Here is a 26411-nt window from a genome sequence, read left to right as displayed (position 1 = left end):
ATATGTTTATCAAGACATGTCTGACCGTTCTTCGTATAGCAGAGGATGAAAGAAAACATGCGGTTTTTCTGTGTGTAATTACCACGGTAGATCCATATTTTTAAAATTTCATGGTCAGAAAACCCGCTATTCATGGCCATTATAAGGCGGAAGAAGAAAAGGCATGGTACAATAACTATAAAGATTTCATGTGAAAATAAGATGGAGACCGATAAAATGAATGGATGGACAAAAAAGAGAAAAGTAGATACTTTTATGGGGATTTTATTGCAAGTGTACTGTTTCTTTCCGTGGATGCGCATAAATAGAAAATGGAATACGATTCACATGTATGTAATTAAGACCTTTCAGGAAAATGATTACATCAAGATGTATAATCATACATTTTTAAAACAGCATATGTGGAAATGGAAACATTCACAGGTAGTTGCGTTTATATTTTTACTGATGTTAATATTCCTGATTTTGCTTCAGAGTATAGAATTGTATGAATTATACCAGTGCATAAAAAACGGGAATCAATCAACAAATTATCATGTATTTGTTTGGATTACTTATCTTGCAGCATTTTACATCTTTATGGCTATAGCATCTACCGGATTTGTAGAATTTTATTCTATGCCGATGTTTTGTTATATGATGCTGTTTCTGGCTGTCATAGGAATCTGGATATTTCTTGATATTCAGGCAGAAGCATGGGACGTTGAGACAGAACAGCACAGAGCTGAACTGGAAGAGCAGGATAAGAAGATGCTCCAGATGAAAGTAAAGGCGATGGAAGAACAATATAGGGAAATGTTAAAGAGCCGGAAGATTGTTCATGATATGAAGAATCATTTGCTTGCATTAAAGAAATATACGCAGGAACAGGACTGGAAGGGATTGGAAGAATATCTGAACGAACTCAGCCGGGACATGTTGGATTACAATTACCAGATTTGGACAGGAAACCATATGCTGGATATGATTCTTAACCAGAAAGAGAAGGAGGCAGAGAAGCAAAAGACGCAGATGCAGATCAGTACGGAAGTATTCACAACGCTTCCGTTTTCTGACAGAGAGATCATTTCACTTTTTGGAAATCTTTTGGACAATGCGTTGGAAGCATGTGAGCAGATCAAAGAAGGAGAACGCTGGATACATATAAAAATGAAAAAGAAGAATCAGCTCTTATACATCGAGATTGTAAATGCGGCTAAAAATACGGGAATACAGACAGATGAAAATTTTGTATCAAAAAAGGATGGAACGTTACATGGTTATGGAATGAAAAATATCCGGGATATTGTAGAACAATACAATGGAATGTTTCAGTGTAAAAGCCAGGAGGATCGGTTTGAGGTTGTGATTACTATTTACGGATAGGAGGCAGGTGAATATGAAAGAAACAAAGAAAAGAAGATATATTGTATCGACAATTATGTACGGTATGATTTTGATTTTTATTCAGCTTCCGTGGGTGGTTTTGAAAGGGAAGAATTACAGTATATATGCAGCATATTTCCGAATCAAAGCAAAAGGAATAAAAGCACTTTCGGAGATGGCAGCGTCTGACTGGGATGGGAATATTACGATAATCAGGATACAGTTAATACTGCTTATTGTATTTCAGATCGTGATTGTATTACATATAGTGACGCAGTGGCTGCATAAGGAATATTATCTGAATATCGCTGCGTTAGTTGTTCTAGGTGTATATATTGTGGTGAATGAATCTGGATTTGGAATGCTTGTGGATAATTCAACAAAAACGATTCTGATTTCTGCAATCATCATGATATTTGTTATGGCAGAAGTGCTGATCAGTAAAATGCTTGATGTATGGAAAGATGCCAAGGAATCAGCAGAAATATTTGCGGAAAAGGAACGGGAAGAAAAAGAAGAAGAGCGCAGGAGATTATATTTTCCGGGAAATTATACCAAACTTTTTTATCAGATGGTCTGGCACAATTTTAAATATGACTGGAAAGATTACGGCCTCCTGCTGTTCTGTGGTGTAATCGTTTCTGCATTCTCCTTTGCAGGACTTGGAATATATCAGATGATGGCGAAGGCTCACCGGGCAGAGAATTTCCTGCTGGGTGAAGGACTTGGAAGGATATTGCTGAATGCAATGCTTCCGATGGCGGTATGTGCCATCTTTTTGATGGTGTTTGTTCTCGTATTTTACATGAAAAAATGGACGCAGAATTACAGTGTATTCGTGACGCTGGGAATTCGAAAAAAAGCGTTGTATACGATTATTGGGATAGAGATCGTAGTCGCTTTTTTGTGTTCGCTGATTGCCGGCGGTCTATTGGGAAATATGATCATGTTTCTGTTCCGGAAAGTGATTTTCTCAATGCTGGCAAAAGGAATTGTTCTGTCAAAGGTGACGTGGCTTACTTATGTGAAAGGTACGTTGGTGGTGTTGGCAGTGTATATAATTGCATTGATGGCGACCAGGGATATCGTATCGGATTTCAATCTGGTCAGGGCATCGATTAGAAACATTGCAAAAGAACCTATGCCGCAGAGGAGGACAAAGTTATTCATAACAGCCGGAATCATAATCTGTATGATCGCTATATTCGAATACCGGCAGTTGAGAAATCATGAAAGTATGTATCTGCTCTTTGCATTCTTTGCGGGTATATTTTTACTGATTCGTTTTGTAGGAGCCGGATATTTGAGACGTGCAAAAAAGACACCGGTATATCTGCCACAGATGCTGAACCGGAATCATTTGTATTATAAATCAAAGACAACTGCAAGGTATGTGCTGGCACTTACAATATTGAACGTATGCGCAGTGTTTTACTTTCTGTTTCAGGTAGTTTCGGTAACGATTGCAGAGAAGCCGGAAAGTCTGTATCCGTATGATTTTGTCTGTATTGCAGATGATGGAGATGATGCGATTTTTGATAGGATAAAGAACGGTTATCAGGCAAAAATCATAGAATATCCGATGGTGCGTGTGGCAAATGCAGATAAGACAGAACAAAACGAAGGCGTGCAACAAGGAAAAAGACCGCAGGGACAACAGATCGGGATTTCTGAATCGACATACAAACAATTGAAAAAATATGTAGATCCATCGTATAAGGAAGAAGCAATGCATCTTGATCGAAATGGAAAGAAGGTATATCTGGTGCACCAACAGGATCGCTCCGTGAAGGCACAGCCGGTGGATTGGACATTTGGAAAGAAGAAACCATTTTTGCATATCGGTCTTCCGTGTGAATATTATACCTTATATTCGCCGAGCAAAGCATATCCGAAAAGAACAATAGAAGGGGAAGAAATTGGAAGTCTGATTGGATGTTTCCGTCAGGGAAAACTGGAAAATATCGTTGTATTCTCGGATGCATATTTCAAGAAAGCACAGGGAATGTGGAAATACACGAACATATTAACCGGAGACAAGATAGAAGAAAAGGCCTTGCGAATAGATGGTGTCACAATTAAGCAGGGTCCGACGAAGCTTGTACTGATCCAGGCAGACCCAAAATACCAGAAAGCAATTGAAAAGAAAATGAAAAAGCTGGAAAAGAATCATACATATGAAGCGCAGTATGATTTCGAAGTACATTGCTGGTATTCAAAAAAGACGGCAGTCAATGATCTGAAGACAGAATATACGATGAAACTGATCATAAATACATTCGTATTGCTTACAATGACCATCTCCGGCCTTTTCCTGATGTATATTAAATCGTTATCAGAAATGAGTGATAAGAAAGTAAGGGCTGACTTTTTGAAATGTATGGGAATGCGAAAGAAAGAACGAGTATCACTCCTGAAAAGAGAACTGTATTACTTTTACTGGCTGCCGGAGCTGATAACGATAGTCGTGACCAGTATCTTTATAGCAGCAACGTTTCATGCTCGGATGTATACGCATGCCGTCAGAATTGCATGGCTGAAACATGCTGTCTGGATATGGCTTATGTATCTGGCAGTACAGTGGGGATTTGCATGGATATTAGGAAGATTTATCATTCGAAAGGTGGAAGGAAAAGATGAATAAACGGGAAGTTATGAAAGTGGAGAACCTTGTCCGAAATTATAAAATGGTTCATTCTGACAGACAGGATGAAGAAGAAATTAAAGTTTTAAAAGGGCTGGATTTTACCATTGAAGAACAGGAATTTGTCGGGATCATGGGAAAATCAGGTTGCGGTAAGACAACACTTTTAAAAGTGCTTGGCTTGATCGACAAACCGACTTCCGGGAAGTTTTCTTTACGGGAAAGGATGCGTCAGAATTATGGAGTGATGAACTGGCGGATATACGAAGAAGAGAGATTGGATTTGTGTTTCAGGATTTTTATCTGTTAAATAGTCTGTCTGTAAAGGAGAACATCATGCTGCCGATGGTGTTGGACAAGGCACCGGTTGATAAGTGTTATAAGAATGTAGAAGCATATGCCGAAAACTTTGGTTTATCACACCTTCTCGAGAAGCAGCCATATGAAGTGCCCGGCGGAGAAAAACAGAGAGTTGCGATTTGCCGTGCGTTGATCAATAATCCAGATTTGATCCTTGCGGATGAGCCGACCGGAAATCTCGATTCCAAGTCCGGAAAGATTGTGATTGATGCATTGAAGGACATTAATGAACATATGGGAAAGACGATTATTATGGTCACACATGATCCGCAGATGGCAAGCTATTGCAGCCGGCTGATCCTGTTGAAAGATGGTGTGATACTGGAAGATCTGAAGAACAGTGGGGATCAGGAGGCATTTTATCAGGAGATTCTTGAGAAAATGAAAGAGTTGTAAAAGATTCACAAAAAGAGCTCTCTGTGGAATACACAGGGAGCCTTTTGCATATTTTTATTTTTTTGTGCTATCAGCATCGATGACAGACTGAATCTGTTTCATCAGAGTATCATAATTGTCTTGATTATCAATCCCGCCGAGCATCGGATCACCTACAATATTACCATTTCTATCGACCAGTATTGTTGTAGGAAATGCCATGATATCGGATGCGTATTTCCCTGCATCTGAAGAAGAGTCAATGGAAAGATTGCGATATTTAGCACCCTGCTTTTCGAGAATAGTCTTTGCTTCTTTTATAGCAGTTTTGTTTCCGTCGAAGGTTTCTGTGTTGATACCTACAACTTCTCCACCCATTGATTTGATTGCATCGTTTAATTCGTTAAGTTTAGATAATTCGGCAACACAAGGTTTGCAGCCGGTGAACCAGAAATTGATGACAGTTACTGCATTTTTGGAAAACAGGCTTTCATCAACAGAATTCCCATCATAATCCTGACCAGAGAAATTCTTGAAAGGAGATGCGTCTTTGGAACTGTTTTTCTGATCAGTCTTATCGGATCCTGTATTTTTCTTTTCAATCTCAGCGATCTGTTCCTCGATTTTTCGGATAGTTTCAATATCAGCGGTAAGTGTTTTCAGCTCGTCATCTGTAAAAGACTCCTTGTTTGATTCAACAGTGTCAGCCAGAGAATCCGCATAATTTCCATTTGGATCCGCAGCACTTTTACTCATCATGCCAAATGCTTTGTTCCATACATCTTCATGATCTGCGAAGATCTGATTTTCCTGCTGATATAAATCATTCAGTTTAGAGTCGGAATCGTCTGCAGATTTTGAGCCGGATTCAGTCTTGGTATTCTGAGATTTTTCTGTGTCTGCAGTTCCTTTCCCGCTACATGCTGTAAATAATAATGCTATGCAAAGTGTTAAAATAGAGAGAAATGTTCTTTTTGTTTTCATAAATAATTGCTCCTTAAAATAATAGTAATAAAATTAATAGTTACCGGTTGGTTATGGTTGATTGCTGCTGTTCTTTTTTGGGGCATGTTTTTCCCAGAAACTGATATTGGATCGCATCTTTTGGACAAGCCTTGATGCAAGCCCCGCATCGTATACATTCTGGATGATTCGGAGTCTTGCACACATCAATATCCATTTTACATGCCTTTGAACATTGATTGCATCCGACACATTTGCTGCCTTCAACTTTAATATTAAGAAAGCTGATCTTATTAAATAATGAATAGATCGCTCCAAGAGGACAGATCCATTTACAGAACGGCCTGTAAAACAAAATACTCAACACAACAACTGTAATTAAAATAAGACATTTAAAAGAAAAAAGTGTTCCAAGTGCAGACCTTATAGCAGTATTTCCAAGTGACAGTGGTATGGCTCCTTCCAAAACACCTTGTGGGCAAATGTATTTACAGAAGAATGGATCCCCCATCCCTATAGAGTTCGTTACAAACAATGGCAGAAGAATAACGAAAACAATGAGGATTATATATTTCAGGTATCTTAGCGGTTTCAGCCGGGCTGTGGAAAATTTTTTCCCGGGGATTTTATGAAGTAAATCCTGAAACCAGCCAAACGGGCATAAAAAACCACAGATAAATCTTCCGAGTGTCACACCAAGCAGAATGAAAAAACCGGTTATGTAATATGAAAATTTAAATCGGGAGGATCCGATAACCGCCTGAAAGGCTCCAATGGGGCAGGCTCCTGTCGCAGCAGGACAGGAATAGCAGTTTAATCCTGGCACACATACTGTTTTAATCTTGCCCTGATATATTTTGCCTTTAAGTAAATTGGGAATATGGATATTGGTAAGTAATGTGGCAATTGCCTGTATCAATCCCCGTATTCTGGCAACTTTTTTTGATAGTAATTTCGTTTTTTTATCCAATTCCAACACACTCCAGACATAATTTTATTGCTTTGCCAAAGACGGCAGCAGCTTCACCTCGGATCACACCATAGCCAATCATGGCTGTACCTGTGATGAATATTACAAATTGAAATATTTTTTTGCACTTCAAGATTTTGTTACTCCTTTCGTTGGTTGTATTTGTTGACCAGCTGACTTCGGTATTATACAATAGTCAGTGTGAAATTTTCGTTAAGAAGAGGGTGGAATGATTTTGAGATTATTAATAGTTGAAGATGAAAAACAAATATGTGATGCGGTTGCGAAAAGTCTGTATGATGCCGGGTACGAGGTGGATACCTGTTATGATGGGGAAGAGGCATTGGAATACATCCTGACAGAAAATTATGATTTGATTGTTCTGGATCTGAATCTGCCCGGCATGGATGGGATGGAAATCCTAAAAGAACTCAGACAGAGCAATGAGGAGACAAAGGTTCTTATATTATCGGCAAGAGGGCAGATTGCAGATAAAGTCGAAGGGTTGGATGCTGGTGCGAATGATTATATGGAAAAGCCGTTTCATCTACAGGAACTTGAGGCTCGTATCAGAAGTCTGACAAGAAGGAAATTTGTACAAAAGGATGTATGTCTGGAAAGTGGCGATATCATGTTCGACACGATAAAACGTGAGGCATATGCAAAGGAAACAAAGATTTCCCTGACAAGAAAAGAAAAAGGAATTTTGGAATATTTGCTTCTTAACCTGGGAAGACCGGTAAGTCAGGAGGAATTGATGGAGCATGTCTGGGATGCATCTGTGGATAGCTTCAGTGGAGCCATCCGGGTGCATATGTCTTCGCTAAGGAGAAAGCTTAAGGCAGTGCTTGGATATGATGCAATTATGAATAAGGTTGGAGAAGGATATAAAATACGAGAGGAGTCTGATTGATGAAAAAAATGTCACTGCAGTGGAGACTTACGTGTATAACTACATTGTGTATTGCGATTATATGTGGGTGCCTGACAATGTTTGTCTATAAAAATGGTGTGTATTATATGGATTCCCTGCAAAAGGCTGTTGACGCTCAGGGAGATGACAGCGGAGGTGGTTCGGAAGAAATATACATCAGCATACCAGAGGATAAGTGGGATGAGTTCTCAAATGATTTTTCTGTTCAAGTGTACAATAATAAAGAAGACTACAAAAGAAACAGTCTGATAGTTTCGGCTTTATTGGCTCTCCTTGGTGGAGTGGCCGCATATTTTATAAGTGGACATGCGCTTAAACCAATTCGTGAGTTTTCTGATAAAATTGAAGAAGTGCAGGCTCAAAACCTGGCAGATTCGGGAATAGAAGAATGTAAGATTAAAGAACTGAATCAGCTTAGTGTTTCGTATAACAAGATGCTTGAACGCCTCTCGGATGCATTTGAGATACAGAGACAATTTACTGCGAGTGCAGCACATGAGCTTCGAACTCCATTATCGTTAATGCAGGTACAGCTTGACTTGTATCATTCCACTCAGCATCCGGGCAGTGATGCAGACACCGTACAGATGATAAAGATGTTGACGGAACAAAATGACAGGCTTGGCAAGATGGTAAAAACACTTCTTGACATGAGTGAGCTTCAGACTGTAGGACGGGATGAAAAAATTATCCTTAATGATCTCGTTGACGAGGTATTGGAAGATTTGGAACCTCTTGCACAGGAAAAGAATATAAAACTTATTGGAAAATATAAGAATATAACGATGATTGGAAGTGATATCCTTATTTATAGGCTGGTATACAATCTTGTTGAGAATGCTATAAAATACAATCATTCAGATGGACAGGTTACAGTAAATGCATACAAAAACCAAAAACATATTTACCTGTTAGTAGAGGATACCGGAAGCGGAATTCCGAAAGAACTCAGGGAACGTGTATTTGAACCATTCTTTCGCGTGGATAAATCCAGAAGCCGAGAGCTTGGTGGTGTAGGACTTGGACTTGCTCTGGTTCATGAGATTGTGAGAGTGCACGATGGCAGTATCAGCATTAAGTCAAACCCTGCAGGTGGAACAATCTTTGAGGTGATTTTTGAACAGAAATCAAAGGAATAGTTATTCAAAAAAAGAACAAAAAAAGATGCTTGTAAATAGGATTGACTCCTAACTGATTACCATATATTATTATATATTGGTAAACATTACTGAACGTTGATAAACGTTAGTCAGCATTTAGTGTTTTACAGGTTTTGTAGTAATTTACGATTTTGATTCCAAAATGCAATGAAAAACAGTAAAAAAACAGGCAGAAAAAAAGCCCCAAAAAAAAGAAAATAATTAAAGATTTATGAAAAAAACAATAAGAAAATTATTGTGCAACATGTACAAAAATACAAGGAGATTTAATGAGAAAGCTTGCGTTAAATGATGAAATATTACTAAAAATAGAGAAACCGGCACGTTATATCGGGAATGAAGTGAATTCGGTCATGAAAGACCCTGAAAAGGTGTCTATTAGATTTGCCATGTGCTTCCCGGATGTCTACGAAATAGGAATGTCGCATCTGGGAATACAGATCCTTTATGACATGTTCAACCGCCGGGATGATGTGTGGTGTGAACGTGTCTATTCGCCGTGGACCGATCTGGATCAGATTATGAGAGAACAGAAGATTCCGCTGTTCGCACTGGAGTCGCAGGATCCGATTAAGGATTTCGATTTTCTTGGAATCACGATCCAGTATGAGATGTGTTACACCAACATTTTACAGGTGCTGGACTTAAGTGGGATTCCGATGCAGGCAGCAGACCGTACCTGGGATGATCCAATTGTGATCGGTGGGGGACCTTGTACGTATAATCCGGAACCGCTGGCGGAGTTTTTTGATCTTTTTTACATGGGGGAAGGCGAGACAGTCTATGATGAACTGCTAAATGTCTACAAAGAGAACAAGAAACGTGGCGGGACGAGAAAAGAATTTCTGGAGATGGCAGCAGAAATCGAAGGAATCTATGTGCCTGCGTTCTATGATGTGACATATAAGGAAGACGGAACGATTGAGAGCTTCCGTCCGAATAATCCACATGCAAAAGAAAAAATCAAAAAGCAGGTGGTTATGGACATGACCAGTGCAACGTATCCGGAGAAACCGGTCGTACCGTTTATCAAGGCAACACAGGATAGAGTTGTTCTTGAGATTCAGAGAGGCTGTATCCGCGGATGCCGTTTCTGCCAGGCCGGAATGTTATATCGTCCGACCCGCGAAAAGGATGTAGAAGTCTTAAAAGATTATGCATATAAGATGTTAAAGAGTACCGGACACGAGGAAATTTCCCTCAGTTCATTAAGCTCCAGTGATTACAGCCATTTAAGAGAACTGGTAACTTTCCTGATCGATGAGTTCAAATCACAGGGAATCAATATCAGTCTTCCGTCTCTACGTATAGATGCATTTTCACTGGATGTGATGGGACAGGTACAGGATATCCGAAAGAGCAGCCTGACATTTGCACCGGAAGCCGGGTCGCAGAGAATGCGTAATGTGATCAACAAAGGCCTTACGGTAGAGGACATCATTGGGGGAGCCGGACAGGCGTTTGACGGTGGCTGGAATAAGGTAAAACTTTACTTTATGCTGGGACTTCCGACTGAAACCGAAGAGGACATGCGGGCAATCCCGGAACTTGCAGATCAGATTGCCAGACGTTACTATGAGATCCCGAAAGAGCAGCGGAATGGAAAATGTCAGATTACAACGAGTACATCATTCTTCATTCCAAAGCCGTTCACACCATTCCAGTGGGCAAGAATGTATACGAATGAAGAATACATTTCCAGAGCAGCGATCGTAAAGCATGCATTTAATGAACAGCTTAACCGAAAGAGCCTGAAGTATCACTGGCACGATGCGGAAGTTACTGTTCTGGAAGGTGTATTTGCAAGAGGTGATAGAAAAACTTCTGAAGTCATCAAAGAAGCTTACCGTCTGGGATGTCTGTATGACTCCTGGAGCGATCAGTTTGATAATGACAAATGGATGCAGGCATTTGAAAATACGGGCATTGATATCGCATTCTATAATCTCAGGGAAAGGCCTTTAGATGAGGTGTTTCCATGGGATTTCATCGATATCGGCGTAACAAAAGAATTCCTGAAACAAGAGTGGAATCATGCAATGAATGCAGAAGTAACACCGAACTGCCGTATGAAATGTTCCGGCTGCGGTGTTGCAAAATGGAAAGGAGGTGTCTGTATTGAAAGTAAGAATTAAATTCCGCAAATATGGAGTCATGCGTTTCATCGGACACCTGGATGTGATGCGTTATTTCCAGAAGGCGATCCGCAGGGCAGAGATTCCGATTGCATTTACAACTGGATACAGCCCGCATATGATCATGTCATTCGCACAGCCGCTCGGAGTCGGTGTGACAAGTGACGGGGAATATTTTGATATCGAGATCACGAAACCGATTTCTTCCGAAAACGCGGTTGCGCAGTTGAATGCAGTGATGGTGGAAGGAATAGAAGTCATAAGCTTCCGTGAGATTTCATCGGATAAGAAAGCCAGTGGTATGACGATCGTTGCTGCCGCAGATTATAAAGTAACATTTCCTGAGACGTTCAGGCATGCAGAAGAGATCCGCGTGCTCCCGGAAAGCTGGAAAGGAAAGGTGGAGGCATTCATGGCGCAGCCGGAGATCGTGGTGTTGAAAAAGACCAAGCGAAGTGAAAAAGAAGTTGATATCAAACCGATGATCTACAAAATGGCTGCACTGGACGATGGCATCTATCTGTATCTTGCAACCGGAAGTGAGCAGAATCTGAAGCCGGATCTGGTGGCAGAAGCGTTCTTGAAATTTGCAGGAGAAGATCCGGAAGAAACACCAGTGCATATTCATAGAATTGATGTGTATGCAAAGAATCCGGACGCAGAAGAAGGAAAGACAGAGTTCATTTCGCTGGATGGACTTGGGAAAGATATTTTATAAAGATATAACGGACTTCCATCAATCTGACAGGAGTGATTAAACATGAGTAAAAAGGAAGTAAAGACAAATGCCATGCGTATGCTGGACCGCGCAAAGGTTTCATATAGTTATGAAGAATATGAATGCGATGATTTTACAGACGGTATCCAGACCGCAGACAAACTTGGATATGACCACAAGCTGGTCTATAAGACGCTGGTAACAACAGGAAAAACAGGGAACCATTATGTATTCGTGATTCCGATCGAAGCCGAGATTGATTTTAAGAAAGCGGCAAAAGTTGTTGGTGAGAAATCACTGGAGATGCTGCATTTAAAGGATCTGACGAAAGTGACCGGATATGTCCGCGGGGGCTGCACGGCGATCGGCATGAAGAAGCAGTTCCCTACCGTGATTCAGGAAGATGCAAAGGAACTGGAATATATGCATGTCAGCGGCGGGAAACTTGGAATGCAGATCCGGCTTGCACCACAGGATCTTCAGAAGGTTGCAAAAGCAGAATTTGCAGATGTAATCCGCCCATAACCGCATGCAGTGATGCTGTGGGGAGAATCAGAGAGTACCTGAAAAGCATGTATATTTATGCAGTAGTTCTAAAAATCAATCGTTATTCCCGCACATATTAACACATTATTGCATTGAAGTGCGCGCAAAAATGATGTAAGATAAATACAGTTACGTTTTTATAGCGAAAGAATATGAATGCATTTCAGAAAATACTTGGTTGGAGGAATACGAAAAGTGAAAAAAGTTGTAAAATTTGGTGGTAGTTCGCTTGCAAGTGCCGAGCAGTTTAAAAAAGTAGGTAACATTATCAGAAAAGAGGAATCCAGAAGATATGTCATTCCGTCTGCACCTGGTAAACGTACGCCGGATGATACAAAAGTAACGGATATGTTATACAGTTGTTATGGACAGGCAATCCTTGGGGAAGATGCGGAAAAAGACTTTGAAGAGCAGTTAGAAGCAATCAAAGAGAGATATAACAGCATTATCAGAGGATTGGATCTGGAACTGAGTCTGGATGAGGAATTTAAGACAATCCGTACAAACTTCAGCAAGAAAATCGGAAGAGATTATGCGGCTTCCCGTGGAGAATATCTGAATGGTATCATTATGGCAGCATATCTTGGATATGAATTTATTGATGCTGCAGAAGTGATCGTATTTGATGAGAATGGTAATTTTGACGGAGATAAGACGCATGAGATCCTGTCTGCAAGACTGGAGAATACGGAACGTGCAGTCATCCCGGGATTCTACGGGGCAAAACCTGACGGAAGTATCCAGACATTTTCCCGTGGCGGATCTGATATTACAGGATCGATCGTTGCAAAGGCTGTGCATGCAGACATGTATGAGAACTGGACCGATGTATCTGGTTTCCTGATCGCTGATCCTAGAATCATCAAGAATCCAAAGCCGATCGATGTGATCACATACAGAGAACTGCGCGAGTTATCTTATATGGGAGCAACCGTACTTCATGAGGATGCGATCTTCCCTGTACGTAAAGAGGGAATACCGATCAATATCCGTAATACAAATGCACCGGAAGATAAGGGAACGCTGATCGTAGAAGACACATGCAGAAAACCTCGTTTTACGATCACAGGTATTGCCGGTAAGAAGGATTTCGCTTCTATCACAATCGAAAAAGCAATGATGAACTCAGAAGTCGGATTCTGCCGCAAGGTATTAGAAGTTTTTGAAAATAATCATATTTCTATTGAACACATGCCGTCAGGAATCGATACTATGACGATCTTCGTTCACAGAGATGAATTTGAAGAAAAAGAACAGGATGTCATTGCGGGAATCCACAGAGCCGTAGAGCCTGACTTTCTGGAACTGGAGTCAGATCTGGCACTGATTGCTGTTGTAGGAAGAGGTATGCGTGCGACCAGGGGAACTTCCGGACGTATATTTGCAGCACTTGCACATGCAAATGTCAATGTCAAGATGATCGATCAGGGTTCCAGTGAGCTGAATATCATCATTGGTGTCAGAAGCCATGATTTTGATGCTGCTATCAATGCGGTTTATGATATTTTTGTAAATACAATAGTTTAATAAATTGGGGAGGCTTTCATTAGCTATGAATATTATGTTTTTTCTGAAGCCGAAAAGTGATCTTGCTTACATTTATGATTATCACACTTTGCGACAGGCTTTGGAGATTATGGAATATCACAAGTATTCCTGTGTACCGATATTAAATAAAGAGGGGAAATATGTCGGTTCTATCACAGAGGGAGATCTTTTATGGTCACTGAAGGAGCTGGATCTATTTAATATTAAAGAGGCAGAATCAATCAGTATCATGAAGATTAAAAGACGTGTGGATTATCAGTGCGTGACAGCAGAATCGAATATGGAAGATCTGATCGGACGCGCAATGGAACAGAATTTTGTTCCAGTGATCGATGATCAGGGACATTTCATCGGAATTATCACTAGAAGAGATATTATAGGTTACTGTTATGACAGATTAAAAGAATGTGGAGAGTAAAATGATCATTGATTTTCATACACACATATTTCCAGATAAGATAGCCGGGCGGACGCTCGACTATCTTTCTGACATTTTTGGAGCAAGTCCGTTTGCAGACGGAACACATATCGGACTTTGTGATTCTATGAAGAAAGCGGGAGTTGATGTTTCTGTTTCACTTCCGGCGGTGACGAAAGTATCGCAGGTAGAATCTATTAACCGTTTTGCGTCTGCTTTTACAGAAGGGGCAGTTATTTCATTCGGAGGAATCCATCCGGAATGTGAAAATTATAAAGAAATATTAAAAGAGATCAAAAATCTGGGATTGAAGGGAATCAAACTTCATCCGGATTATCAGGATATGTATTTTGATGATATCCGCTATGAACATATTGTCGATACAGCATCGGAACTTGGACTTATCACGGTAGTCCATGCCGGAGCGGATCCGAAATGTCCAAAAGATGTACATTGCACGCCAAAGATGGCAAGAAAGCTTCTGGATGATGTAAAGCCGGAAAAACTGGTACTTGCCCATATGGGTGGAAACGAAATGTGGGATGAGGTGGAAAAATATTTGGTAGGGCAGAATGTATATTTTGATACGGGTGTCATTCTGGATAGAATGCCGGAGGAACAGTTCTTGCGGATGGTACATATGCATGGCGCAGACAGGATCCTGTTCGGAACGGATTCTCCATGGGCTGATCAGAAGAAATTTGTGACATTATTCGATCAGATGCCGTTGACAGAGGAAGAGAAGATGGCAGTCTTTTCAGGAAATGCGAAAAAACTGCTTGGAATATAAAAGATTAAAAATATTTCTGATAATGCTTGCATTTTCGAGAAACATATGCTATTATCTTCTAGTATGCCGCACAGTGAGGTTGAAGTTCTGCCGGAATCATCAGTCAGACACCGTAACTGGCGAGTAATGATAATAGGAGGTGCCATATGTACGCAATTATAGCAACAGGTGGTAAACAGTACAAAGTAGCCGAAGGCGATATCATTAAAGTAGAGAAACTTGGCGTAGAGGCTGGAGAGACTTTTACATTTGACCAGGTTCTTGCAGTAAGTGACAACGGATTAAAAGTTGGTAATCCGACAGTTGCAGGTGCAACAGTTGAAGCTTCTGTAGTTGAAAACGGTAAAGCTAGAAAAGTTATCGTTTACAAGTACAAGAGAAAATCTGGATACCACAAGAAAAACGGTCACAGACAGCAGTATACTGCAGTTAAGATTGAAAAAATCAACGCTTAATATTGGAGAGCATCCATGATTCATGTAACGATCTTTCAGAACAAGTATAAAGAGTGTGTAGGTTTTCAGACGGAAGGACATGCCGAATATGCAAGTCCGGGACAGGATATTGTATGTGCCGCTGCTTCTATTCTGGTAATCAACACAATAAATGCAATTGAAGAATTTACGGAAGATGACGCAAGTCTGATTTCGGAAGATGAGACGGGAATGATTTCTTATCATCTGAATCATCCTTCAAAAGATGCAAGGCTTTTGCTGAATGCAATGATTCTTGGCCTGGAACAGATGGTAGATGATGACAACTATGCAGAATATATTGATTTAACATTCGAGGAGGTGTAACAACCATGATGAAATTAAACCTTCAGTTTTTCGCTCATAAAAAAGGTGTAGGTTCTACAAAGAACGGTAGAGATTCTGAGTCTAAAAGACTTGGTGCTAAAAGAGCTGACGGACAGTTTGTAAAAGCTGGTAACATTCTTTACAGACAGCGCGGAACAAAGATTCACCCGGGAATCAATGTAGGACGCGGCGGTGACGATACATTATTCGCACTCGTTGATGGCGTTGTAAGATTTGAAAGAAAAGGAAAAGATAAGAAACAGGTTTCTATCTATCCAGTAGCTTAATTATGAGTTGAAAAAGTGCGTTGCAATGATTAACTTCTTTCGGTTATGATGCAGCGCGCTTTTTTTGACTTCCGTTTATTTATTATAGATGAAAGGAATACAGTATGTTTGCAGACAGAGCAAGGATATTTATTAGAGCAGGAAAAGGCGGAGACGGTCATGTGAGTTTCCGGCGCGAGAAGTATGTAGCGAATGGAGGTCCGGATGGCGGTGACGGCGGACGTGGCGGAGACGTTATATTTGAAGTCGACGAAGGACTGAATACGCTTCAGGACTACAGGCACAAGAGAAAATTTACAGCAAGAGACGGTGAACAGGGCGGTAAGCGCAGATGCCATGGTGCGGACGGTGAAGATATTGTCCTGAAAGTTCCGGAGGGAACGGTTATTAAAGAATCAGAATCCGGTAAAGTCATCGCAGATATGTCCGGAGACAACCGCAGACAGATCATCTTAAAAGGTGGCAAAGGTGGTCTTGGAAACCAGCATTTTGCAACTGCAACCATGCAGGTTCCAAAGTATGCACAGCCGGGACAGCCTGCAAAAGAATTGTATGTTGATCTGGAATTAAAAGTGATCGCTGATGTAGGGCTTGTGGGATTTCCGAATGTCGGAAAGTCTACGTTCTTATCACGCGTAACTAACGCACAGCCGAAGATTGCCAATTATCATTTTACAACACTGAATCCAAATCTTGGTGTTGTAGATCTTCCGGATGCGAATGGATTTGTAATCGCAGATATTCCAGGACTGATCGAAGGAGCATCAGAGGGTGTCGGACTTGGACATCAGTTCCTGCGTCATATCGAACGCACCAAACTGATGATCCATGTAGTAGATGCGGCTGGAACAGAAGGACGGGATCCGGTAGATGATATCTATAAGATCAACAACGAATTAAAGGCATATAATGCTGACATTGCGAACCGTCCACAGGTGATCGCAGCGAATAAGATTGATGCGATCTTTACAGAGGATGATCCGGTACAGCGCCTGAAAGACGAATTCGAACCACAGGGAGTAAAGGTATTTCCGATTTCCGGAGTAACCGGACAGGGAATTAAGGAATTACTTTATTATGTATCGAACGAATTACAGCATCTGGATCAGGAGACAATTGTATTTGAACAGGAATATTTCCCTGAGGAAGAGATTCCTATGAACGATCTTCCGTATACAGTCGAAAAAGAAGACGATATGTACGTGGTAGAAGGGCCGAAGATCGAAAAGATGCTGGGATATACAAATCTGGATTCCGAGAGAGGATTTGCATTTTTCCAGAAATTCCTCAAGGATTCAGGAATTCTGGAGCAGCTTGAAGAAGCTGGTATCCAGGAGGGAGATACAGTACGAATGTATGGCCTGCAGTTTGACTATTACAAATAATAGTTCAGATGCGGTCCGTTGATGGTATAAAGAGGAGATTAAAGATGACAACAAAACAGAGAGCTTATTTAAAAGGTCTTGCTATGAATTTAGATCCAATCTTCCAGATTGGAAAGAACAGCATGACACCGGAAGTTACCAAAGCTATCCAGGAGGCACTGGACGCAAGAGAACTGATCAAAGTCAGTGTACTTAAGAACTGCGCAGATGATCCGCGTGCACTTGCAGAAGTGATCGCAGAACGTACACATTCACAGGTCGTACAGGTAATCGGTAAGAAGATCGTATTATATAAAGAAGGCAAAGACAAACACAAGAAGATAGAGCTGCCAAAATAATACAGGTAGGAGATTCAAATGAAGATAGGGATTATGGGAGGAACCTTTGATCCGGTCCATAACGGGCATCTGATGCTGGGACATGCTGCATATGAAGCATTTTCCCTGGATCAGATCTGGTTTATGCCGAACGGGAATCCTCCGCATAAAAAGAGCGAGACAATAAAATCCACTGCAGAAGACCGGATGAAGATGACCAGTCTTGCGATTGCACCGTTTCCAGAGTTTGTTCTGCAGCCATACGAGGCATTGAGAGCGGAAGTATCCTGTTCTTACCAGACGATGGAACATTTTAGCAAAATATATCCGGACGATGAATTCTATTTTATCATTGGTGCGGACTCTCTTATGGCAATCGAGACGTGGGTACATCCGGAACGAATCTTTCCGACATGTACAATTCTTGCTACCTATCGCAATGAGGTGAAGACAAAAGAGGAGATGAACAGACAGATACAATATTTGTCTGAAAAATATCATGCAAAGATACGTCTGCTGGAGACGCCTCTTATGCCTGTCTCATCTCATGAACTGCGTGCCAGTCTTCAGTCCGGGGATTCCGTCTCGGAATATATGCCGGCTGCTGTATGCAGTTATATAAAGCAGCATCATTTATATCGATAGTATCAGAGAAAAAACAAAAGAAGGAATACGGTAATGGATGAAAGAATCATAAAAATACAGCATGTGCTAAAGAAAGAACTGGACGATAACCGCTACCAGCATACTCTGGGTGTGATGTATACGGCCGCTTCGATGGCTATGCGTTATGATGTGGACGTGCTGAAAGCCCTGTATGCCGGTTTGTTGCATGACTGCGCAAAATGTATCCCAAATGATAAGAAACTGCATCTGTGCGGGAAATACGGCTTTACAGTATCAGACATAGAAAGAGAGAACCCAAGTCTGCTGCATGCAAAACTGGGTGCCTGTCTGGCTCATGAAAAATATGGTGTGACAGATAAAGAGATTATTCATGCGATTGAAAGCCATACAACAGGGTGTCCGGCTATGACGATGCTGGAAAAAATCATATACATTGCGGATTATATCGAGCCGGGCAGAAGAGAACTGCCGAATATGGCGGACGTAAGACGGCTTGCTTTTCAGAATATTGATGAATGTCTGTACCGGATTTTAAAAGATTCACTGGTATACCTGAACAGCAGGAAGATTGCGGTGGATCCTATGACACAAAAAACGTATGATTATTATAAAAAAGAAATGGGAAAGGAGGATTAAGTATGGATCAGGCAAAGGAAATGGCAAAAATCGCATTTGAAGCGTTAGAAGATAAAAAGGGTGAAAATGTATGTGCGATTGATATTTCATCGGTATCTGTTCTTGCAGATTATTTTGTAATTGCAAATGGTAACAGTGACAGTCAGGTACGTGCACTTGTTGAGAATGTAGAAGAAAAGATGCATAAAGCAGGATATGCTGCAAAAGAGACAGAAGGACACAGAAGCGGAGCGTGGGTGTTGATCGACTTCGGTGATGTGATCGTACACATTTTTGACAGAGAAAACCGTCAGTTCTATAATCTGGAGCGTATCTGGAATGATGGAAAGAGAATTGATGATGTAAATGAATTATAAAGTATCATAAAATAAAAGTTTGTTAGTATTTAGTATGTAGAATGAACTTTTGTTAAAGACCCCAGGCAAATATATCATGTAAAACAGAAATCCGTTTTTTGATATATTGCCTGGGGTCTTTTTCTGAAAAATATCGTTTAGAAGAAACGGAAAACTCCGATCACTTTTCCCATAATCTGAAGATCACGGACGATAATTGGTTCCAACGCATCATTTTCCGGTTGTAAACGGAAGATACCTTCTTCTTTGTAAAATCTTTTGACGGTGGCACTGTCTTCAAGCAATGCGACTACAATATCTCCATTATCGGCAACAGCAGACTGTTCGACCAGTACAAAATCTCCATCAAGAATACCAGCATTGATCATACTTTCGCCATGTACTTTGAGCATAAAAGTCTGTTTGTTAGGCATATATTCCATCGGGATAGGGAAGTAGTTCTCTATGTTCTGTTCTGCGAGAAGTGGTTCTCCTGCGGCAACATGTCCGATGACAGGCACATTTACCATTTCGCGGCGGTTAAAATTAAAAGAGTCATCCAGGATCTCAATCGCACGTGGTTTGGTTGGATCCCTTCTGATATATCCATTCTTCTCAAGAGTTTCCAGATGAGAGTGAACAGAAGAAGTAGATTTCAGATGAACTGCTTCACAGATATCTCTGACTGATGGCGGGAAGCCACGCTCCAGTATCTGGGATTTGATATATTCTAATATTTCTTCCTGCTTTGCAGTTATTTTCCCCTGCGCCATATTATGTCCTCCTTAAGATGGATTGTAAATTCGTTAATTATTATATATTTAATGATAACACAGGATATCGGAAAACGCAAACAGATGTTTAGAAAATATGTTCGAAATATATGGCGGAATCTATTGACAAACATTTGTTCGACTTGTATAATAGATGACGTAGAGAACAAATGTTCGTGCAAAACTGTTTTGAAGAATAGATGGAGGGGTACGAGATGGATACAAAGAGAATCTATAGAGAAAGCAGAGGAAGTAATTATACCGGTTACAACAGGGCAAGCAGCCGAAGAAAAAGAAGTGTACATGTAAAGAAGCTATTTGTTGGTATTTTTTCTTTGTTTATGATTCTTGGACTCAGTGCATTTTATGGGAGCGGTCTTGTGAGTGCACATGATAATGTCAAGGATGATCCGGTAAGATGCAAGTACTATAAAAGTATTCAGATTCATTCAGGAGATACTCTTTGGAATATTGCAGAGGAATATATAACTGAAGATTATGAATCTTTCAATGCTTATATTACAGAAGTAAAAAAGATCAATAAGCTTTCATCCGATCAGATTCAGGACAGTCAGTATCTGACCGTTCCATATTACGATTACAGATGATTTTTTAAATCATTCTTTAAAACAGAATCATTCCGATATATATGCTGAAAGGCTTATATATATTATACTCACCCACGGCAATGAATGAAAAATAGTAGTTCATTGCCATTTTGTTATTGGTACATATCTATACGACAAATACCGATTTTTCCAAAAGATATAGACGGAAATAACGAATTCTGCTATAATTATATTGTTTTATGAGGAATTTTTATTATTTTATTGATACTTTTATTCCATCATTTCTATTCAGGAGGTTTTCTATTACATGATTGATTCATCTACCAACCTAACAAACACGGCATCAAACAAACCGCATAATTATCATGAACAGAGTCAGATTGATCAGACGTTACGCCTTCGTGAAGTCTTAAAGACTTTGCCGCCTTTTGCGAAGGACTATTTCCGTGCTATGGAACCAAAATCATCTGCACGTACCCGCATTAACTACGCTTACGATATCCGTGTGTTTTTCCATTTCCTTATGGAAAATAATCCTGTGTATAAGAATTATACGATGGACCGTTTTATGCCCCGGGATCTGGAGAACCTTGAACCTGTAGATATTGAGGAATATCTGGAATACCTGAAAGTATATAAACGCGATGAGGACGGTGAATTGATCACCAATGGGGAAAAAGGGCTGGCACGTAAAATGTCTGCTCTTAGAAGTTTTTACGGATATTATTTCAAACATCAGATCATACAGAAGAATCCGACACTTCTGGTAGATATGCCAAAACTACATGATAAAGCAATTATACGTCTAGATACCGATGAAGTTGCTTTGTTGTTGGATTTTGTGGAATCTGCAGGCGATCACCTGACCGGACAGGCACTGAATTACTATAAGAAAACGCGGGACCGTGATATTGCTATTCTTACGCTGTTATTAGGAACCGGTATCCGTGTGTCCGAATGTGTCGGACTGGATCTCAAGGATGTAGATTTTAAGAACAATGGAATTACGGTTACCAGAAAAGGTGGCAATCAGATGGTTGTGTATTTTGGCGATGAAGTTGCCGGAGCACTTGAAAATTATATAACGGGTGACCGCGAGGCAGCTACTCCCCTCTCCGGCCATGAACAGGCATTGTTCTTATCGACACAGAGAAAGCGTATGGGTGTCCAGGCAGTTGAAAATATGGTGAAAAAGTATGCCAGACAGGTAACGCCGAATAAGAAGATCACACCGCACAAACTTCGCAGTACCTATGGCACATCATTATATAAAGAGACCGGTGATATTTATCTTGTGGCGGATGTTCTGGGACATAAAGATGTAAATACGACGAAAAAGCACTATGCCGCAATAGATGACAACCGCCGCCGTAAAGCAGCTTCAGCAGTTAAATTGCGGGAATTGTAAGATATACAGAATCGAACATTTTCATGCCGTAACATGCAAAAAATCTCTGACATAAAATATACAATTTATATTTATACGTCAGAGATTTTTGATTTACAATTTTCTGTCTGTAACAGTTTCTTTTAATGCTACTAACTGTTCGATTGCCTTTGCTGTCCCGTCAATTCCAAGAAGAGAACTGTCAAGGCAGATATTATAGCTTTCGGCAGCACCCCATTTTTTATTGCTGTAATAGTTATAATAGCTGGAACGTCTCTTATCAGTCTTTTTAATCAGATCTTTGGCTTTTGCATCTGTCAGATCATAGATCCGTGCGATTCTGCGGACTCTTGCGTCCATGTCGGCATGAATGAATACACTTAAGACATTATTAAATTCTTCCAGTGCATAGTCGGCACAACGTCCAACAAGAATACAAGGACCTTCCGATGCGATCTTGCGGATGGTATCAAATTGTGCGAGAAAAATTTTATGATTGATCGGCATGTCTGTATAACTGGATGAAGGATATCCGAATGAGTAGGAATCCATAACCAGAGAATACAGAAAACTGTTCGTAGGTTTTTCATCGTGTGTTTCAAAAAGTTCTTCGCAGATACCACTTTCCTTTGCTGCGCGTTCCAACATTTCTCTGTCGTATAATTTGATTCCGAGATCTTCAGCAACTTTATATCCGATCTGGCGTCCGGCACTACCATATTCACGGCCGATCGTAATGATTGTATTTGTCTTTGCCATATATACCACGCTCCTATACATAAATTAATATAAACATATTATACAGCAAACTCGGAGAAATGTATAGAATTTTCACATAATTTACCTGCAAATATTCCTTAGTCTGTCTAATAGTTCGATAAAATATTCCGGAAGGGGTGCGTTGACTTCCAGGTATTCCCCGGTAGATGGGTGTATGATACCAAGAGTGCGTGCATGTAAAGTCTGTCCCTGCAATCCTTTAAAAGGACACTTTTTCGGCCCATAAACTTCGTCACCGACCAGAGGATGACCGATGCTCGCCATATGGACACGGATCTGATGGGTTCGTCCGGTTTCAAGCTCACATTGGATATAGGTATAATCTCCGAAACGTTCCAGAACTTTGTAGTGGGTAATGGCCTCCCGTCCGTTTTTACAGTGAGTACTCATTTTCTTACGGTCTGTCGGATGACGTCCGACCGGTGCATTAACCGTACCGGAATCTTCTTTGATATTACCATGTACGATTGCAACATAGATACGACGGATAGAGTGTACCTTTAATTGTTCGGAAAGGCTCTGATGAGCTTTATCGTTCTTGCAGATGACCAGTGAACCCGTGGTGTCCATATCAATGCGGTGAACAATTCCGGGACGCATACAGCCGTTGATACCGGACAGTTCATTTCCGCAGTGATACATCAGTGCATTGACCAGTGTTCCGCTGTAATGTCCTGGAGCAGGGTGAACAACCATCTGTTTCGGTTTATTGATCATAATAATATCCTGATCCTCATATAAGATATCCAGTGGAATGTTCTCAGGCACGATATCAGGCTCTTTTGCTTCTGGAAGGGTAACTTCTACCCTGTCATCAAAAGAAAGCCTGTAATTGGATTTTACAGGCTTCTGGTTTACTTTTACATATCCATCTTTGATGATTTTCTGAATATAAGATCTTGATCTGTCTTCGAACTGTTCGGAAAGATAGAGGTCAATCCGCTGGCCTTCGGCATTAAGATCGATGGAAAATTCTTTCAAGGTCTTCCTCCTTATAGTAAACGAGTATTAATATAACTAACAGGAATGCTGCAACGGTAACATAGATATCTGCAACATTAAAAATCGGAAAGTCGATCAGTTTGAAATAAAAGAAATCGACTACATAATTCAGGCGGATACGGTCAATACAGTTACCGAAAGCTCCGCCAACGATCAATACCGCACAGATACGAAGCGGCAGATATTTTTTTCCCATAGGTACTTTGCTGTAGAACCAGATCACAGCTGCGGTAATCAGGAGTACACTGATGTAAAAGAAAACTCTCTGGTTTTGCAGTATACCGAATGCAGCTCCTCTGTTTTCGAGATATTCTAATTGGAATATATTTCTGATCAGCACATAAGCCGGCCGGCCTTTTAAGTGTCCGACAACAAGATATTTTGTAAACTGGTCTATGCATACCAGTACAACAACACTGATCAGTGCTGTGATATAATGTGTGATACGTTTTGTATTTGTATTCATGATACTCCTTGCCGATCATACTATGAATCTATAACTTTTTTGAATTCATAGTACAAAAACTATATATATTTGCATACAGAAATCATATAACGTCCTTTTTTTGTCTCAGACAGGATCCCATTATAGGCAATACGACCCATTTTACGAACGGAAATTATATCATTCTCTTTTAACCGGTATCCGTTACTGGTAATCAGTTTTCCATTCACAAACACTTTTCCGGCTTCAATCTGAGACGTGATCTTACTTCTGGAAAGAGGATATGCCAAAGCGAGAACACTATCGAGACGGATGGATGATACGGTTCCTTTTAATTCTTCGTATCTCGGTTCATAATCAACCTGAAAACCGGTACCGATCGTTGCTTTTACATGAGTATGTCTGATCTGAGTCAGATTATCGGTGACATATTCTGCCATTTCTTCTTTGACAAATATCAGCGCTTTATGATCTTCTGCAATAATATCTCCGATCTTACAACGTTCAATACCAAGATTCATCAGTGCACCAAGATAATCGCGGTGAGTAAGATCTTCGGAAAACTTCTTATTCAGCGGGCTGACTTCTATTGTCTGAATCGGATATTCATACTCATAATAAAGAGCATCAGGTAGAAATACAGCCATCTGACGCTCTGATAAGTCATATCCACCATACGTCTTATACTGGGATAAGAACATGTCTTTCGGTGTCGTATGAAGAATATTCAATTCATTCAAATTAAGAAAGTCAGAAAATACAACAATTCCTCTGTTATATGCAAGTCTGGAAAGTTCAACCAGACGTTTCTGTAACATACTTTCTTCTTTGTTCATAATTAAAATCTTGTCCTCATAGATGAAGAATCCAAAGAAGTGTTCAACAGATCCTGAAGATCTCCCGAAATATCTACATTTGTAGGTGTTACCAGGAATATGTAATTCGAAATCTTCTGCAGGTTACCACTGATTGCAAATGTAGCACCTGAAGTAAAATCAATAATACGCTGTGCAATCTCAAGATCCAGTCCCTCCAGATTAAGGATCACTGTGCGTCCGCTTAACAGAGTCTCTGTGATCTCTCTGGAATCTTCAACAGAAGTTGGCTTAATTACACATACTTCCATATTTACACTGCTTCTTCTTGCAGGCTGACGCATAGGTGTTACTTTATTATTAGAGAATGAAGATTTCTGCTTTACAGGTGCTGTATATTCCTCCTCGTCATTCTCATCAAAATCTTTATCACTATCTTTTGTGCTTTTATGAAAGAGGCTTCTCTTGGGCTTTTCTTCATAATCATCATCATCATATTCGTCATCGTCGAAGAATTCATCATCATCGTATTCATCGTCTCCGTCGTCTAACTTCATGATACTTAAGAACTTATCTAATACTCCCATTTTTAATAAATCTCCTATCTTCCGTTTATACTTGATGAGTATAGTCTCGTGCTCCGAAGATTCCGGTACCAACACGGACCATGGTAGCTCCTTCTTCTATGGCTACCTGATAGTCATTTGTCATACCCATAGAAAGAATACTCATAGTAATATTATCAATGTTTTTCTTTGCGATGTCAACAGATAATTTGCGTAAATGAGCAAAAACAGGGCGATTATCCTCAGGATTTTCTACAAATGGAGCAATTGTCATAAGACCTTTTACACGGATATGTGAAAATTTTGATATCTGCTCTACGAATGCAGGAACTTCTTCCGGCATAAGTCCGAACTTACTTTCTTCTTTCGCAACATTCACTTCGATCAGTATATTGGCTGTAACGTTATGTTTTGCTGCTTCTTTATCAATTGTTTCAGCCAATCGGACAGAATCTACAGAATGAATAAGATCTACTTTATCAATAATATATTTGACCTTATTACGCTGCATATGACCGATCATATGCCAGTGGATGTCTTTTGGCAGAACTTCATATTTGGAAGCGAGTTCCTGTGCTTTGTTCTCTCCATTGATACGAACACCCAGATCATATGCTTCCTGCAGCATCTCTACAGGTTTTGTTTTGCTTACTGCGATCAACGTAACCTCTTCTCTCTTACGGCCGGCGCGGTCGCATGCAGCCTGTATATTTTCTTCTACTTTTGCAAGATTTTCTTTTAACATAATTTCTAGCTCCTTT

General features: G+C 40.3%; 30 protein-coding genes and 1 pseudogene. 21 read left to right on the top strand and 10 right to left on the bottom strand.

Annotation, left to right across the window (positions count from 1 at the left end):
• The first annotated feature begins 216 nt into the window (after positions 1-216).
• From GT508_RS03875 to GT508_RS03865, 3 genes and pseudogenes are all read left to right on the top strand, one after another.
• Positions 217-1365: a sensor histidine kinase gene (locus tag GT508_RS03875; protein WP_243144063.1), complete on the top strand. Its 1149-nt coding sequence runs from the start codon at positions 217-219 to the stop codon at positions 1363-1365.
• A gap of 13 nt (positions 1366-1378) precedes the next feature.
• On the top strand, positions 1379-4009 hold the full coding sequence (locus GT508_RS03870; RefSeq protein ID WP_161143599.1) for a hypothetical protein: 2631 nt from the start codon (positions 1379-1381) through the stop codon (positions 4007-4009).
• Positions 4002-4765, top strand: a pseudogene (locus tag GT508_RS03865) (ABC transporter ATP-binding protein). The gene GT508_RS03870 and the pseudogene GT508_RS03865 overlap by 8 nt, the downstream one beginning before the upstream one ends.
• A 54-nt stretch (positions 4766-4819) precedes the next feature.
• Here the strand turns inward: GT508_RS03865 and GT508_RS03860 are convergent.
• Genes GT508_RS03860 through GT508_RS03850 form a run of 3 tightly spaced genes read right to left on the bottom strand, consistent with a single transcriptional unit; the run spans position 4820 to position 6813 of the window.
• A complete protein-coding gene (locus GT508_RS03860; RefSeq protein WP_161143598.1) occupies positions 4820-5728 on the bottom strand; it encodes a TlpA disulfide reductase family protein in 909 nt (302 codons plus the stop codon).
• Between the two features lie 40 nt (positions 5729-5768).
• Positions 5769-6677 carry a 4Fe-4S binding protein gene (locus GT508_RS03855; protein ID WP_161143597.1) on the bottom strand — a complete coding sequence of 303 codons (909 nt, stop codon included), beginning with the start codon at positions 6675-6677 and terminating at the stop codon, positions 5769-5771.
• Positions 6670-6813 (bottom strand): CD1871A family CXXC motif-containing protein, encoded by a 144-nt coding sequence (locus GT508_RS03850; protein ID WP_044919706.1) that lies wholly within the window; start codon positions 6811-6813, stop codon positions 6670-6672. Before GT508_RS03850 ends, GT508_RS03855 begins: the two co-directional genes overlap by 8 nt.
• Positions 6814-6906: 93 nt before the next feature.
• Here GT508_RS03850 and GT508_RS03845 point away from each other — a divergent pair, with 93 nt between their 5' ends.
• The 16 genes from GT508_RS03845 to rsfS all read left to right on the top strand — a co-directional run bounded on the left by GT508_RS03845 (position 6907) and on the right by rsfS (position 19334).
• Positions 6907-7590: a response regulator transcription factor gene (locus tag GT508_RS03845; RefSeq protein ID WP_006426539.1), complete on the top strand. Its 684-nt coding sequence runs from the start codon at positions 6907-6909 to the stop codon at positions 7588-7590.
• Complete coding sequence (locus GT508_RS03840; protein ID WP_161143596.1) at positions 7590-8750, top strand: HAMP domain-containing sensor histidine kinase; 1161 nt, start codon at positions 7590-7592, stop codon at positions 8748-8750. The genes GT508_RS03845 and GT508_RS03840 overlap by 1 nt, the downstream gene beginning before the upstream one ends.
• A gap of 290 nt (positions 8751-9040) precedes the next feature.
• Positions 9041-10906, top strand: a complete 1866-nt coding sequence (locus GT508_RS03835) for a TIGR03960 family B12-binding radical SAM protein (protein WP_055284219.1) — start codon at positions 9041-9043, stop codon at positions 10904-10906.
• A gap of 19 nt (positions 10907-10925) precedes the next feature.
• Positions 10926-11624: a TIGR03936 family radical SAM-associated protein gene (locus GT508_RS03830; protein WP_243144068.1), complete on the top strand. Its 699-nt coding sequence runs from the start codon at positions 10926-10928 to the stop codon at positions 11622-11624.
• Positions 11625-11666: 42 nt separating this feature from the next.
• Positions 11667-12149, top strand: coding sequence for a Cys-tRNA(Pro) deacylase (gene ybaK, locus GT508_RS03825; protein WP_028085907.1), 483 nt, complete (start codon positions 11667-11669; stop codon positions 12147-12149).
• A gap of 216 nt (positions 12150-12365) precedes the next feature.
• Positions 12366-13697 carry an aspartate kinase gene (locus GT508_RS03820; protein WP_161143594.1) on the top strand — a complete coding sequence of 444 codons (1332 nt, stop codon included), beginning with the start codon at positions 12366-12368 and terminating at the stop codon, positions 13695-13697.
• A 25-nt stretch (positions 13698-13722) separates the two neighbouring features.
• Complete coding sequence (locus tag GT508_RS03815) at positions 13723-14136, top strand: CBS domain-containing protein (RefSeq protein WP_055284222.1); 414 nt, start codon at positions 13723-13725, stop codon at positions 14134-14136.
• Position 14137: 1 nt separating this feature from the next.
• Positions 14138-14926, top strand: a complete 789-nt coding sequence (locus tag GT508_RS03810; protein ID WP_161143593.1) for an amidohydrolase family protein — start codon at positions 14138-14140, stop codon at positions 14924-14926.
• Positions 14927-15072: 146 nt separating this feature from the next.
• Entirely contained in the window at positions 15073-15381 is a 309-nt protein-coding gene (gene rplU / locus GT508_RS03805) for a 50S ribosomal protein L21 (RefSeq protein ID WP_028085911.1), read from the top strand.
• 15 nt (positions 15382-15396) lie between these two features.
• Positions 15397-15726, top strand: a complete 330-nt coding sequence (locus GT508_RS03800) for a ribosomal-processing cysteine protease Prp (protein WP_161143592.1) — start codon at positions 15397-15399, stop codon at positions 15724-15726.
• A 5-nt stretch (positions 15727-15731) separates the two neighbouring features.
• Entirely contained in the window at positions 15732-16013 is a 282-nt protein-coding gene (gene rpmA / locus GT508_RS03795) for a 50S ribosomal protein L27 (protein ID WP_006426549.1), read from the top strand.
• A gap of 104 nt (positions 16014-16117) precedes the next feature.
• Positions 16118-17398 (top strand): GTPase ObgE, encoded by a 1281-nt coding sequence (gene obgE / locus GT508_RS03790; protein ID WP_117597468.1) that lies wholly within the window; start codon positions 16118-16120, stop codon positions 17396-17398.
• 44 nt (positions 17399-17442) lie between these two features.
• Entirely contained in the window at positions 17443-17736 is a 294-nt protein-coding gene (gene yhbY, locus GT508_RS03785; RefSeq protein WP_028085914.1) for a ribosome assembly RNA-binding protein YhbY, read from the top strand.
• A gap of 18 nt (positions 17737-17754) precedes the next feature.
• Positions 17755-18360 carry a nicotinate-nucleotide adenylyltransferase gene (gene nadD, locus GT508_RS03780; protein WP_055284225.1) on the top strand — a complete coding sequence of 202 codons (606 nt, stop codon included), beginning with the start codon at positions 17755-17757 and terminating at the stop codon, positions 18358-18360.
• Positions 18361-18393: 33 nt separating this feature from the next.
• Entirely contained in the window at positions 18394-18978 is a 585-nt protein-coding gene (gene yqeK / locus GT508_RS03775) for a bis(5'-nucleosyl)-tetraphosphatase (symmetrical) YqeK (protein ID WP_028085916.1), read from the top strand.
• A 2-nt stretch (positions 18979-18980) separates the two neighbouring features.
• Positions 18981-19334, top strand: a complete 354-nt coding sequence (gene rsfS / locus GT508_RS03770) for a ribosome silencing factor (RefSeq protein WP_028085917.1) — start codon at positions 18981-18983, stop codon at positions 19332-19334.
• A 137-nt stretch (positions 19335-19471) separates the two neighbouring features.
• Here the strand turns inward: rsfS and lexA are convergent, their stop codons facing one another.
• Positions 19472-20086, bottom strand: coding sequence for a transcriptional repressor LexA (gene lexA / locus GT508_RS03765; protein WP_055284226.1), 615 nt, complete (start codon positions 20084-20086; stop codon positions 19472-19474).
• Positions 20087-20301: 215 nt separating this feature from the next.
• Here lexA and GT508_RS03760 point away from each other — a divergent pair, with 215 nt between their 5' ends.
• Both GT508_RS03760 and GT508_RS03755 read left to right on the top strand, forming a co-directional pair.
• Positions 20302-20694, top strand: a complete 393-nt coding sequence (locus GT508_RS03760; RefSeq protein ID WP_117597469.1) for a LysM peptidoglycan-binding domain-containing protein — start codon at positions 20302-20304, stop codon at positions 20692-20694.
• Between the two features lie 268 nt (positions 20695-20962).
• The gene (locus GT508_RS03755) at positions 20963-22063 is read left to right on the top strand and encodes a tyrosine-type recombinase/integrase (protein ID WP_161143591.1); all 1101 of its coding nucleotides are present in this window, start codon (positions 20963-20965) and stop codon (positions 22061-22063) included.
• A gap of 93 nt (positions 22064-22156) precedes the next feature.
• Here GT508_RS03755 and GT508_RS03750 read toward each other — a convergent pair whose 3' ends face one another.
• The 6 genes from GT508_RS03750 to GT508_RS03725 form a co-directional block, all read right to left on the bottom strand.
• Entirely contained in the window at positions 22157-22801 is a 645-nt protein-coding gene (locus GT508_RS03750) for a cytidylate kinase-like family protein (RefSeq protein ID WP_055284228.1), read from the bottom strand.
• A gap of 81 nt (positions 22802-22882) precedes the next feature.
• Positions 22883-23803 (bottom strand): RluA family pseudouridine synthase, encoded by a 921-nt coding sequence (locus GT508_RS03745; protein WP_055284229.1) that lies wholly within the window; start codon positions 23801-23803, stop codon positions 22883-22885.
• Positions 23778-24290, bottom strand: coding sequence for a signal peptidase II (lspA, locus tag GT508_RS03740; RefSeq protein ID WP_161143590.1), 513 nt, complete (start codon positions 24288-24290; stop codon positions 23778-23780). Before lspA ends, GT508_RS03745 begins: the two co-directional genes overlap by 26 nt.
• A 59-nt stretch (positions 24291-24349) precedes the next feature.
• Positions 24350-25105 carry a YlmH family RNA-binding protein gene (locus GT508_RS03735; protein ID WP_161143589.1) on the bottom strand — a complete coding sequence of 252 codons (756 nt, stop codon included), beginning with the start codon at positions 25103-25105 and terminating at the stop codon, positions 24350-24352.
• Between the two features lie 2 nt (positions 25106-25107).
• A complete protein-coding gene (locus GT508_RS03730) occupies positions 25108-25671 on the bottom strand; it encodes a cell division protein SepF (RefSeq protein WP_161143588.1) in 564 nt (187 codons plus the stop codon).
• Between the two features lie 25 nt (positions 25672-25696).
• Entirely contained in the window at positions 25697-26395 is a 699-nt protein-coding gene (locus GT508_RS03725; RefSeq protein ID WP_161143587.1) for a YggS family pyridoxal phosphate-dependent enzyme, read from the bottom strand.
• Between the last annotated feature and the right edge of the window lie 16 nt (positions 26396-26411).

The sequence above is a fragment of the Dorea sp. BIOML-A1 genome, from assembly GCF_009875615.1.
In the GTDB taxonomy this organism is placed as follows: Bacteria; Bacillota; Clostridia; order Lachnospirales; family Lachnospiraceae; genus Dorea_A; species Dorea_A amylophila.
The sequence above is the reverse complement of the archived record's forward strand: the minus strand, read 5'-3'. Positions and strand labels throughout refer to the sequence as shown.